Below are 12,856 nucleotides of genomic sequence, written 5' to 3' on the forward strand. Positions count from 1 at the left end.
GTGACGAGGTTGATTCCCTTGACTACCCGGTGGTGCTTACCAGACCAGAAGTGGCTGACCAGTGCCACAGAATAGCTGTATGGTTTGTCGAGTACACTGTCATCAACACTCAGGGTGCCGCCAACAAAGCATAGGTCTTGAGCAGCCTCATCGAACATATCTTTTGGTTGATAATCCTCGCGCTGAAGAAAGCGATTAACGCTGTCGTGAGAAATGCCTGTCACTTCTGCCAGCCTTGTGCATGTTGATGATTTTGGCTCACTAATCAAAAAGCCATGTATTGTGAAAGGGTGCATCGTGCGGTAGTCGGGCGAGTAGTACTTCTCATTTTCATCCCTGATAAACAATCATTTGGGTCAATTATCAAATTTCGGAACACGCTGTCAATGCGTAAGTCCTATCTTGAGCGAAAAAAATACTGTCGCTCAACGCTTGAATAAAAAACGGTAAAGCAGAATATTTTTCTCGGTAAAAAGTATGTTTTCTGCAGTATTTGTGACAACCTGATAATCATTGTCATAGTTGTCCTGTCTATGACTTCAGTCACTTTGAGTAACGGAACAGGCTTCTATAATAGGTTTTTAGTGTCGTTCTTTTTTTCGCTATGGGCATCGAGGAGTCAACCATTGCCAATCCCTGTTGAGATTTGCGTCAACAGTCTGAACCCAGACTATGTTTATCGCTCAGTTGCAGCCGCTCATGAAGGCGGCGCATCACGCATTGAATTGTGTGGTGACATGTCTGTTGGTGGTACTACTCCAGCTATGGCCCATCTGGAGGCAGCCCGAAAAGCTTTTCAAGATCGTCGTGGATTACTCTGCATGATTCGTCCTCGTGGTGGGGATTTTTCATTCAGTACGGTAGAGATTCGGCTGATGGAGCAACAGATCGCCGATGCGGCTCAGGCCGGTGCTGATGGCGTTGTCATTGGTGCACTTCAGCTGCCAGGTAATACGCTCAATCGAGATGTGTTAGGTCGGCTGGTGGATACAGCCAAGACTCGTAATTTATCTGTGACCTTTCATCGTGCATTAGATGCTACGCCCAATATGTTTGAGAGTCTTGATCTGCTGATGCAGTACGGTGTGGATCGTATATTAAGCAGTGGTACAGCTTGGGGTTCAGCAGACGGTGCTTTCGAAGGGGTAAGAATGCTTAAGCAACTGATGCTTCGAGCTGAAAACCAGTTGGAGCTGGTCGTTGGCGGGGGAGTTAGCCCTGAGAATATTGGCAAGATTCTTCAGCAGTTGCCTATAGAAAACCATTCTACCAGTGTTCACGCATACAGCAGTGTACTGGAGGAAGGAGAGGTTTCAGTTAAGAGAGTCCTTTCTCTCTGCAAAGCAGTGGAATCTTTTTAATGATCCGACCATGAGTTACATGGATTTAATCGCTTCTTGCATCTCAGTCCGTATGTTATCGGATTGAGTGCCAAAAATAGCCTGCATGTTCTGGCCCACCACCACTACAGCGGTGGCACCCAATTGTTTGATGGCATCCTGATCAACGTCATCGGGGTTGTTCACGGTGACCCTCAAGCGAGTAATGCAGGCATCCAGATTCTTGATATTCCCCTTACCTCCAAAGGCCATAATAAGGTTTCTGGCCAGGTCGCTGGAAGCTACAACCTTGGCCACCATTTCGGTTTCGTCTTCTCGTCCAGGGGTTTTGAGATCCAGCAGGGTGATCATCACTCTGAAAATGACGTAGTAAAGAACCGCGTAAATCAGCCCCAGGCCAATGATCCAGGAAGGTTTGGTAGCAATGCCGTAATAGAGGGCGTAGTCAATCAGGCCATTGGAGAATGACATGGCCATTTTGATTTCAAGGTAATTGGTGATGGCGTATGCCAGTCCGGCAAGTACTGCGTGAATGGCATACAGAACCGGAGCGACGAAAAGGAATGAAAACTCAATAGGTTCTGTAATACCTGTGAGTACTGAGGTGAGTGCCGCTGATATCATCAAGCCAGCAGCCTTGTGCTTGTTTTTCGGCTTGGCGCAATGCCAGATGGCGATAGCAGCAGCTGGTAAGCCAAACATTTTGAAAAGGTAGCCACCCGCCAGGAATCCTGCAGTGGGGTCGCCCGCAAAGAAACGTGCGATGTCACCGGTATAGACATTACCTGATGGATCAATGAATTCGCCCATCTCCATCTGGAAAGGCACATTCCAGATATGATGCAAGCCGAACGGGATAAGCGCCCGTTCCACTATGCCATAGACAAAGCCAGCCATTACCGGATTTTCTGTCACAGACCATTGTGAGAAGGCGTCAATACCATCCTGGATAGGGGGCCAGATAAAGCTCAGGATGATCCCCAGGAAGATGGCCCCGATGGCGGTGACAATGGGAACAAACCGCTTTCCAGCGAAAAAGCCTAAATAATCCGGTAGCTTGATCTTGTAATAACGATTAAACATCCAGGCAGCCATGATACCGACAATGATACCGCCGAAAACGCCGGTCTCAATGGTATCGATACCCATAATAGAGCTGGGCTCTACTCCCAGTTCTGTTGCCATGACCCCCATGGTTCCCAGCATGACCACATAGCCGACTGTCGCCGCTACGGATGAAACACCATCATTATCGGTGAGGCCAATGGCGGTACCGATAGCAAAAATAATGGGAAGGTTTCCAAAGACCATGCCGCCGGCCTGGGCCATGATGCTGGAAACCAGGTCTGGAATAAAATCGAAGCCGGCGCTGCCTACACCCAGCAGTATTCCTGCAACAGGTAGAACTGCTACAGGCAGCATAAGTGCCCGACCTATCTGCTGAAGTGTGCCGAATGCAGATTTGACCATTGGGGAAACTCCGGGGAGAAGATTCTAATCTGAGAGCTAATTGAAGGTTTATGAATTGATGGAAGGATAGACCAAACAGCTGTGAGCGTAGCAAAAACATTTCAGCTCAATGGCAAAAGTAAGATGTCAATGGATTGAAAATCCCGGGAAGGACCGATCACGTTCCATGGTATCGTTATTGCGTCTGAATGTTTAAAGAAGCAAATCGCTGTTGGTGGGGGCCACCAACAGTGATTTCAATGTCAAATGATCACGGTTCTACAAGTGGACTGGATCGGCAAGTGTCATATTTTTGCGCCTCATTACCCGCTCATAATGACCTGAATTATAAAGGCTTTCATTCTTCCTGATTACAATCACTTTAGGGTGAGCGTTCCGGATTGAAAATACCGTCTGAAAGAGTGGCTGCAAACCTTGTCTCTTAGAACATTAGGAAATGAGCAAGCCTGGAAACGTTATTTCGAGGTAGGTCATATCTAATGGCTTTGTTGCTCAAGCACCTAATATGAGTTTTATACAGCCGCCAGGCGAGCTGTGCATTTGAACACTTATTTCAAGGAGATAATCATGCTGAAGAAAATACTCAAGATGAGTTCTGCTGCAGCCCTGACTGTATTTGCCATGACGGCGTCTGCTGCCGATCTGGATGTTTCTGGCAACATGTTTGGCAACATGGCTAATGTCAATGTCTGGAGTGATGGTCAGCCTGTATCCGGTGGGCAGGTCATGGTGATGGACATTAATGGTAATGTTGTTGGTCAGGGAGAAGTGGATGATAAAGGCCGGGCCCACGTTATTTTGCCTTTCAGCAGCGGTATAGGTACATGGAAAGTCGTTGCCAGGAGTGGTGGCATGGAGCAAAACGCCATGATTGTGAACCCGGGCCGTGTAGGTCACAGATAAAGTTCTGCAGGCTGAATAAAAAACGGAGCCTGTTGGCTCCGTTTTTTATGATGTCGAAATGTCCTCTAATTACTTTTTAATGCTGAAAGGCATGCTCAAGATAAGTTTGAAATCGGTTTCATCCTGAAACAGATTTGTATAACCGTTCCAGGCAGGAGCGTCAGTGTCGTTAAAGTACTGAGTGAAGTGCAGTCCGATGTTGGCGCCTTTGAGAGCACCATTCTGGATGGAGTAATTGGCAAAGAGACTGTACGCATACTCTTTAAGGTCATCATACCCGGTGGCTTTGGAGCCAAAACCGTAAGCACCGCTCACCCCTGCACTGAATCCAGGTGCATCGATATCCGAAAAATCACGACTGGCAGAAAGGAAGAAAGCCAGTTCTTCGTCGTGGTTAAAGTCAGAGCGATTGTTCCACCAGATGTCATAGGCACCGTTCGATCCACCAAATTGCTTGGTCAGTCGATAGGTGAAGTTTTCAGAGATACCTTTAACTTTTGATTCAGCAGATGTATAGGTTGCTTCGGCTCTGTAGGAGTATTGACCTGAAGACATGCTGGTCAGCAAGGCGAGTTGAAACGCGGTTGAATCATACTGCTCGTCATCACTGGTGACGTAAAGTTGAGGTGACCAGCTGAGTCCGCCAGCGGTTTCGCTTCTCAGTTTGATGTGAGCATTTTTCCTTTCACCATCGGTCAGTGCGCCATAACCAACATCGATGGCAAGACCGTTTTCCAGGGTATAGCGTGCGCCTGTTGAATAAACCTCGCCAGCATCTTTGTTGAGAGAGCTTCTGAACTCGTAGTCGTCTTTATACCAGGGAGCTTTGTATTGATCAGCGACTACCAGACCCAGTGAGAGTCCGCTGATTGTGGTGCCAATTTCACCACCGCGATAAGTTCCGGGTGCGAAGGACCAGTTAACGCCCAGTGTACTTGGCACTGAAGGCTGGAAGTAACCCAGTCTGGCCGTGCTGCTTTCTCCAAGTTTGAACTTCAGAGCGGCTGTACCAATGGAAACGCCGTTGGCGTTACAGTCACTCCAAATGCTGGTGCACTTGTCGTCTTCCGGGTTCTTGTCATAAGGGTTATCAACGTTCCAGAAGTTCATTTCATGGTCGGGGCTTGCGTCCTGCCACATATCGTAGGTCGCATAGACCATGGCATCCAGGCCCACAAAATCATTGATATAGCCCGATTGAAAACTCAGATTGGCAAAAGCCGATCCGTGATCAAGATTGCTTTTTTTAGAGGTATCTTTGCCGTTGGCATCGGTACCTGCACGATCCCGATCCCGTAGAAAAAGGTTAACACTGCCGCTAATGGTTGAATCTGAGAAGAAAGGGGAGGCTTCACTATTCGCAGATGCACCGGATGATGCGGAAAAGGCAATAACAGTACTGACGGCGGCACTCAACAGTGACTTGGTCATGATTTTCATTATTATTGTGTCCCTGTGTATGTCTTGTTGGTGTGAATTTCGCTAAAAGGCCTTTTTGCAGAAGTGCTAATAAGGCAGATTGGTCGAATTCACTTTGTTATTGGACGGCATACCTGTACTGCTGAACCAGAGAATGAAACCGGTTACATATGGTTATTATTGTGCTCTATTTTCAGATCTTTGCTGTGACAGGGTTCACAAAAATGTCATTTTCATGCAATAAAAATGAACTTTTCAAGAAAGCTATTCAGGAAAACTATTCAGGAAAGTTTAAGAGCAAATATTGGGAGATTACACGAGTTAGTGCTTCCGCCGAAAATACGGCGAAAGACCGGGGAATAGGGCTTCTTAGGTGTTTTGGCGTTACTCAGCAGGACGACTGTTGAGTGACAAAATCGTAGTCGGTCAGTTCAACCTCGCGCTCTGTCAGGGCCCGTTTGAGAGAGTCAGAGTTAAGAATCTCGGTTTCCCTGACACGCTGTATGCAGTAAGAGCTCATCTGGTACAGGGCTGGGTCAATGAAAGCCGGATGACACATGACTTCGAGAATGCAGTTCTGCCCCTGGCTGGCAATTTCCCTGTCTACAATTTCAATCAGCATGGTTTCACTGACTTCGCCGTAAAACTCATCGCTGAATCGATAACTAAACTCACCTATTTTTGAAACTTCCTTTGAATCCACCGTTCTCAGAGGAATGTCCAGCTCTCTGGCGATCTTTTTCACTACCGGGTAGGCGACAGGATGACCATAGCAATGGTGATGGCTGTCAAGGTGAGTCGGCTTTAAACCCAGGGACAGAAAGCGATCAATCTGGGCGCGAAATTCTTTTTCAACTTCCTCGGGGCAGATATTTTCATTGCCGTAAAAATCCCCCTGGGCGTTAAATTGTCCGGTTTCGTCTGTCAGAGTTTTGAGGTCTTTGCAGAGAGATTGACCCGCTGTCAGACGAAGATGAATACCGATTTTCAGACCGGGGTTTGCTTTGGCAAGTTCTACGCCATGGGCTTCCCCTGGCATTCCTACCATCATGGTGGTGGAGCGAACAATGCCGTTTTGGTAAGCATTAATGATGCCGTAGTTGACCCCTTCACTCAGGCCGTAGTCGTCGGCGTTGACAATCAGTTTCATGACTTCTCCTGTGAAAGCCAGACAGCGATCACATGCTCTTTTCGAGAAAACAGTTTATGACTTCCCGGTCAATGGTCCGGGAAGTGTGTTTCAGTTTGCTGCTCTGAATTATTTCTTCAGGTCAAACTGAGGCAGGTAGTCAGCATTTTGCTCCAGAATGTCATCCAGAATGGATTTGGCAATCTTGGCGCTGGGGATCAGAGGGTTAGCGGTCAGAGCTTGCAGTGCCTTGCTGTAGTCACCATGAACAGCGGCTTCAACGGCCAGAGACTCATAGGATTTGACGGAACGGGCAAGACCAATCTGGTTTTCTGCCAGCTCACCCATTGAAATAGGGTGGGCACCGCCGCTGTCGATGACAGAGCTGATTTCAACAACGCAGTCGTCTGGCATGTTGCTGATGGCACCGTTGTTAACCGTGTTTACGACGTTAATCATGCCGGTGTCATTGTGCAGAGAGTCAACCAGGTTCAGGGATACGTCTGAGTAGTAAGCACCACCACGTTTTTCCAGCTGCGGAGGCTTGATGTCCAGATTAGGATCACGGTAGAGCTCAAAGAGCTCTTCTTCAGTTTTCATAACCTGTTCAGCACGGGTTCCCCTGGACTTGGCCGCTTCCTGTTCTTCTGCCAGCATTTCATCCTGCATGTAGAAATAGCGGTGGTAAGGGCAGGGAATAACACCCAGGCCTCGAAGGAAGTCGGGATCCCAGGGAGATTCATGAATATTGTTCATATTCATGTGGGCACCGTCGCACAGTTTCTCGATCAGATCACCGGTAATGTCTTTACCATCGAGGCGGACATCGCTCATCCAAACCAGATGGTTCAGACCGGCAAAGGTGGTTTTGATGCGATCAAAATCAACGTTGAATGCTTTTGCAACATCGTGATGCATGTGAATGGGAACATTGCAAAGACCCAGCGCTTTCACTTTGGTGTACTTGCTAATGGCCTCGGTCACCATGCCGGCAGGATTGGTGAAGTTAATCAGCCAGGCATCAGGAGCCAGCTCTTCAATATCACGACAGATGTCGAGCAGTACTGGAATAGTTCTCAGTGCTTTAGCCAGACCACCGGGTCCAGTGGTTTCCTGACCAATGACATTGTATTTAAGAGGAATGCGTTCATCCCGTGCCCGGGCTGCAAGACCGCCTACACGCAGCTGGGTCATGATAAAGCTGGCATCTTTGATGGCTTCACGACGATCCAGTGTGGCTCTGATGGTAATATCAAGACCTGCCTTGGATACCATGCGTTGAGCCAGGCGTGCAACGATTTCAAGCTTTTCGCGGCCGGCGTCAATATCCACCAGATCAATCTGGGCTACGGGCAGACGATCAACTCTCTTGATCACCCCTTCAATCAGCTCTGGTGTATAACTGCTGCCACCACCAATGACGGCGAGTTTCAGTTTCTTCATCTGTATACCTTCACTTCCGACTGCTGCCATTGTCTGCCTGCATAAAGATGGAATCGGCAGGTTTCTGGCGGCAGAATGTCTTTGCTATGAAAATGCAGCCATCAGAGTTGCAGCTATTTCTATTCATTCATGATGAGGCTGCATTTTCGGCTCATGGCTGTTTGTTTCGGACAGCAGTCGCTTCAGGCTTTGCAAAGCTCTTGTTGTGAGCCAGAAGACACAGACTACGGGCAGAAGACTGTCTGACCGAAAACTATTTGAGTTTCCTTACTGAATTTCTCAGGCGCAGTTCCCCGCCAAAATGGGTGTGCTCTGGCCTGGTAAAACCCTCCTCCCTGAGTCGATTCATTAAAAGTGTGCCGGCTACGCTGGCCATCTCAGTGACTGGGAAATGCAGTGCAGTGACATGTGGAGTCAAGAATGTACAAAGATCCACACTGTCATAACTGATCAGGGAAACGTCTTCGGGCACATCGATATTGTGTTCACGAAATGCGTCCATGCAGCCTGCTGCCATTTCTTCACTGCAGGCATAAACAGCGGTAAAGGGCTTACCGGTTGAAATCAGTTGTTTGGCCCCTTCGTACCCGGCTTCTCTCGTATAATTGCCTTCTGTTACCAGATCCATGTCCAGAGCAATATCATGGCGAGTCAGGGCATTGGCATAACCCTGGAAGCGTTCTTTGGCTTTGGATTTTGTCAGCTTGCCCGCCAGGCAGGCGATGTCGGTGTGGCCGCTTTTCAGTAAAATTTCGACAGCGCTGTCGCTGGCTTTGATGTGATCAAAAGTAATACAGCGGTCAGACAGAGCGTCGACATAACGATCCAGAAGCACAAAGGGTGGGGCCGTTTCGGCAATGGTAATCAGCTCGTCATCACTCAGGTAGCGAACATGAAGCAGCAGTCCGTCAACTCTCATGTTGATCAGGTAGTCGATGGCGGCCCGCTCGCTTTCGGCGCTGTGTTTGCCCTGGGTGACAATCATCACTTTACCGGCTGAGTCGACGACCTGTTGAACTTCCGCCATCAGATCACCAAAAAAACCACCCCGAAATGACGAAATCATTAACCCAATGGTGTTCGTGGTATTACTCGCCAGAGATTGAGCCACAGGGTTTGGACGGTATTTCAGATCGTCCATTGCAGACTTCACCCGCAGGCGGGTTGTCTCAGTGACCTGTCCGGTATTGTTCAGTACCCTGGAGACCGTAGCCCGGGATACTTTTGCTCGCTCAGCGACGTCTTTTATTGTTGCCATTAGTCCAATCCTGCGTGAAAGGCTGCCTGACCCTTCTCTTCACGACTTTTTTGCGCTACAGGCGCTATAGGCATTGAAGTCCGGATCACTGTGTGTTGCAGCCAGAGAGTCTTTGTCTGCAGTTATGAGCATGAAAACGCCGATTTGTTGCCGTGAAAATAGTTTCATCACTCAGAGTGATGAAACTATTTTTCAGTCGCTCATGGCTTTGGATAGAAAGCCATGAGAAAAAGGCATTTTCTCTACAGAAATGCTGTGATCCGGCCATTATTACTTCTGATCGACTTTTTTGTGAAGTGTTATCAACTCCTGAACCATTTCCTGGGCCAGCATGGATGTCATTAAATGGTCCTGTGCATGAACCATAACCAGGGTCATTGAAGTCTTTCCTTCGCCCTGATCTTCCTCGATCAATTGGGTCTGAACCCGGTGAGCCCCTTTAGCGGCTTCCTGAGCGTGGGCCATCATTTCCTCGGCGCCTTCGTAGTCCCCGGCTTTTGCTTTAGACAAAGCTTCGTAAGCACAGCTACGGGCCTGGCCGGAGTTAATGATGATCTCCATTACTGCGGACTCTAGATCCATGGTGATACTCCTGTCTGGAAAACGGTTAGCCGGAGCGCCTTCAATGCGTTTTGAAAAATGGCTTTCAGCACTCAATAAAATAGTTACGAAGCTCAGTTTACACTGTGTTGTTTTTAGATGTAACCGGTTTCAGAAACCGGTTACATCATGGTTGACATAAATCAAAAAACCAAGTTGTGGACTTCGTTACTGAGAAACATGTCACAAACAAACAGGTGTCTGGTATCCAGGGTCTGAGTCCGTCCTGTCATTACAGTAAAAACTGAACAGTAATGAGTGGTTAACAGACTACACACGATACCCAGCAAACAGCAGGAGAGTTTGAATAAACGGCTTATACAGTCAGCAGCTAATGCTCTGGCAAACTCATCAAAGTGCTTCAGTCACTCAGTCTAACCGACTTTATATTTTTACAAAACGGTTATGTTCAGAAAGAGGGGTAGGTGTAAACCGAAGTTTTGTTGATCTGGATCAAAATTCTATTAGTGGAAAATACGTATCATGAAGTCACTCGGGCAAATCAATAAAAACAACAAACAACGCCAGGGAAGACAGGGATATAAAAAAGAGAAGCGGGAGCCAGTGACAAGCCAGCCAGTGAAATACCCAGGTTTGAGGGGACCTAGGGTATTTTTTTTATGTGAAAATAATTTGCTTTGTCCTTGTTCCTATTTGGGGTGCGCAAACTATTTTTCTTCGCTCATGGCTATTTATGGGTTAAAAGAGGCGGCCCGCTGAGAGCATTCTCAAAAATGACCGGATCGGTGTTCAGGCTTTATTCCTCTAATTTCATCATGCTCTGGCGATACATTTATCTCTGGCAGAAGACATTCCGTAGTTTTTCTCATTAAACATCGTCGTGAAGAATTGTTTCCGACACTCATGGCTGTTTAATATGGGGTAATGGGATTTTTTTATCCCTACGAGACAGAAGACGTTTTCATACCTTCACAAGGCATATTTCAGGGCTTTTTACCATGCAGATACTGATTACCGGGGGCACAGGGTTTATTGGTCGACGGCTGGTGGCCAAACTTTTGTCAAAAGGTCATCGGCTGACGATTTTGAGTCGGCAGGATGCAAAGGATGTGCGACGGCTGCTCACCAGTGAAGTGAAACCGGTAAAGTCATTGTCAGCGGTGAATCCATCTGTGGCTTTCGATGCTGTGATTAATCTGGCGGGTGAGGGGGTAATGGATGAACGATGGACGCCTGCCAGGAAAAGACAATTGCTGGATAGCCGGGTAACCCTGACATCAGAGCTGGTTGACCTGATTGAGCGAATGGAAAGTCGTCCAGGTTGCCTGATCAGTGGTTCCGCCATTGGATTTTACGGTGGCAGAGAAGATGCTGCCCGGTTGGAAGAATCATCCGAGTCTGGTGACGATTTTTCTGCAGGGCTTTGCGTGCGCTGGGAGCAGGCTGCACAACGTGCAGAAGGTTTGGGTGTGAGGGTTTGTCTGGTTAGAACCGGAGTGGTGCTTCATCCTGGAGGAGGTGCTTTGCATGAAATGTTGCCTCCTTTCAGACTCGGAATTGGCGGTCCACTGGGTTCGGGTAAACAGATAATGTCGTGGATTCACATGGAAGATATGGTGAACTCACTGCTGTTTCTACTTGAGACAGAGTCGGCACAGGGAGCCTTTAATGCTACCGCGCCAGAGGCGGTCAGCAACAAAGAGTATTCTAAAACGCTCGCAGCGGCACTGAACCGTCCTGCTTTTCTGACCATGCCGGCGATGGTTTTGAAGCTGATGCTGGGGGAATCTTCTGAAATGGTATTGAAAGGCCAGAATGTCTACCCGGAACGACTTCTTTCTGAAGGCTATGAGTTCGCTTATCCGCAGTTGAAACCCGCTTTAGCTCATTTGATTGATGCACCGCTGGAAAAAAAATGATCTAAAAATGCCGTTTAATCGTCCGTTTTATAATAGAATGATTCTCTTTTTCATTTTGGGAAGAGGTTGAGTCTCTCGCTCAATCTTCTTTTCAGCTTCCTTATGATGGATTAACACTTCATTCAGAGAGTGAAACCCTCTATGTCGCAATAAGAAAATAAGTACTGACAGCCATGAGCCACAGGATGTTTTTCTATTCCATGAAGATCGAAAAACGTTCAGAGTAACGGTCATGAGTGGCAGCCTCTTTTTGACTTCACAGGATTGATGAAAGAGAGCAGGGTAAAAGCAAGAGTGAAACTATGCAGTGGTTCATAAGGAATCGAGATACTGCGTACTACGGATTATGAAAGCATGACCCAGGCACTGGAAATACAGGATCTACGAAAACAATACGACAATGGATTTCAAGCTCTGAAAGGCATTGATCTCTCTGTCGAAAAAGGGGACTTTTATGCCCTGCTGGGGCCCAATGGTGCCGGTAAATCAACCTCTATCGGTATTATTTCGTCTCTGGTTCGCAAGAGCACTGGCAAGGTTTCGGTATTCGGACACGATATTGATACTGATCTTGTCAAAGCCAAGCGGATGCTGGGTGTAGTACCCCAGGAATTCAACTTTAACCAGTTTGAAAAAGTTGAAGATATTATTGTGACACAGGCTGGCTACTACGGCATTCCGGCGAAAGAAGCTCGCAAACGTGCTGAGAAGTATCTGAAACAGCTGGGCCTGTGGGATAAGCGACATGATATCTCAAGAATGCTATCCGGCGGAATGAAGCGTCGTCTGATGATCGTCAGAGCCCTGATTCATCAGCCAAAACTGCTGATCCTGGATGAACCTACTGCGGGTGTCGATATTGAACTGCGTCGTTCTCTCTGGGATTTTCTGAGAGAAATCAATGAGCAGGGCACCACTATTATTCTGACCACACACTACCTGGAAGAAGCCGAACAGCTCTGTCGCAACATCGGCATCATTGATAACGGTGAGATTGTGGAGAATACCAGCACCAAAGCGCTGTTGAGCAAGCTTCAGCAGGAGAGCTTTGTCCTGGATCTGAATAAGCCGATTGATGATCTGCCAACCTTTGCGGGTTATACCGTCAAGAAAGTGGATAACAGCAGTATCGAGGTTGAGGTGGGCAAGCACCAGGGCGTTAATGACCTGTTCCGGCAGCTGAGTGAATATCGCATTGAAGTCGCCAGTATGAGAAACAAGTCTAACCGTCTTGAGGAGCTGTTTGTCAGTCTGACATCAGACAGCCCCGGACAAAACAGCCCTGAGCCGATTAAAAACAGCCCTGAGCCGATTAAAAACAGCCCTGAGCCGATTAAAAGCAGCCCTGAGCCGATTAAAAACAGCCCTGAGAAGATTAAAAACAGACCTGAGCAGATTAAAAGCAGCCCTGAGC

General features: G+C 47.7%; 9 protein-coding genes and 2 pseudogenes. 4 read left to right on the plus strand and 7 right to left on the minus strand.

Annotated elements, in window-relative coordinates:
• A pseudogene (locus ACR2PX_RS01580) lies at window positions 1-328 on the minus strand (IS701 family transposase); the annotation flags it as partial.
• A gap of 298 nt (window positions 329-626) precedes the next feature.
• Here ACR2PX_RS01580 and ACR2PX_RS01585 point away from each other — a divergent pair.
• Window positions 627-1,361, plus strand: coding sequence for a copper homeostasis protein CutC (locus ACR2PX_RS01585; RefSeq protein ID WP_433997606.1), 735 nt, complete (start codon window positions 627-629; stop codon window positions 1,359-1,361).
• Window positions 1,362-1,376: 15 nt separating this feature from the next.
• Here the strand turns inward: ACR2PX_RS01585 and ptsG are convergent, their stop codons facing one another.
• On the minus strand, window positions 1,377-2,810 hold the full coding sequence (gene ptsG, locus ACR2PX_RS01590) for a PTS glucose transporter subunit IIBC (protein ID WP_433997607.1): 1,434 nt from the start codon (window positions 2,808-2,810) through the stop codon (window positions 1,377-1,379).
• 567 nt (window positions 2,811-3,377) lie between these two features.
• Between ptsG and ACR2PX_RS01595 the strand changes: the two genes are divergently transcribed.
• Window positions 3,378-3,713, plus strand: a complete 336-nt coding sequence (locus tag ACR2PX_RS01595) for a hypothetical protein (RefSeq protein ID WP_433997608.1) — start codon at window positions 3,378-3,380, stop codon at window positions 3,711-3,713.
• A gap of 69 nt (window positions 3,714-3,782) precedes the next feature.
• On the opposite strand, the gene ACR2PX_RS01600 is transcribed toward ACR2PX_RS01595, so the two are convergent.
• The 5 genes from ACR2PX_RS01600 to ACR2PX_RS01620 form a co-directional block, all read right to left on the minus strand.
• Window positions 3,783-5,153, minus strand: coding sequence for a hypothetical protein (locus ACR2PX_RS01600; RefSeq protein ID WP_433997609.1), 1,371 nt, complete (start codon window positions 5,151-5,153; stop codon window positions 3,783-3,785).
• A gap of 367 nt (window positions 5,154-5,520) precedes the next feature.
• Window positions 5,521-6,282, minus strand: a complete 762-nt coding sequence (gene chbG / locus ACR2PX_RS01605) for a chitin disaccharide deacetylase (protein WP_433997610.1) — start codon at window positions 6,280-6,282, stop codon at window positions 5,521-5,523.
• A 108-nt stretch (window positions 6,283-6,390) separates the two neighbouring features.
• Window positions 6,391-7,734, minus strand: coding sequence for a 6-phospho-beta-glucosidase (locus ACR2PX_RS01610; protein WP_433997611.1), 1,344 nt, complete (start codon window positions 7,732-7,734; stop codon window positions 6,391-6,393).
• A gap of 223 nt (window positions 7,735-7,957) precedes the next feature.
• The gene (locus ACR2PX_RS01615; RefSeq protein ID WP_433997612.1) at window positions 7,958-8,962 is read right to left on the minus strand and encodes a LacI family DNA-binding transcriptional regulator; all 1,005 of its coding nucleotides are present in this window, start codon (window positions 8,960-8,962) and stop codon (window positions 7,958-7,960) included.
• A gap of 270 nt (window positions 8,963-9,232) precedes the next feature.
• Entirely contained in the window at window positions 9,233-9,544 is a 312-nt protein-coding gene (locus ACR2PX_RS01620; RefSeq protein ID WP_051786219.1) for a PTS lactose/cellobiose transporter subunit IIA, read from the minus strand.
• Between the two features lie 977 nt (window positions 9,545-10,521).
• Between ACR2PX_RS01620 and ACR2PX_RS01625 the strand changes: the two genes are divergently transcribed.
• Together ACR2PX_RS01625 and ACR2PX_RS01630 are read left to right on the plus strand one after the other, a co-directional pair.
• Window positions 10,522-11,442 (plus strand): TIGR01777 family oxidoreductase, encoded by a 921-nt coding sequence (locus ACR2PX_RS01625; protein ID WP_433997613.1) that lies wholly within the window; start codon window positions 10,522-10,524, stop codon window positions 11,440-11,442.
• A 354-nt stretch (window positions 11,443-11,796) separates the two neighbouring features.
• Window positions 11,797-12,699 (plus strand): annotated as a pseudogene (locus ACR2PX_RS01630) (ABC transporter ATP-binding protein); the annotation flags it as partial.
• Window positions 12,700-12,856 lie beyond the last annotated feature (157 nt).

The sequence above is a fragment of the Endozoicomonas sp. genome, from assembly GCF_051008435.1.
GTDB lineage: Bacteria > Pseudomonadota > Gammaproteobacteria > Pseudomonadales > Endozoicomonadaceae > Endozoicomonas_A.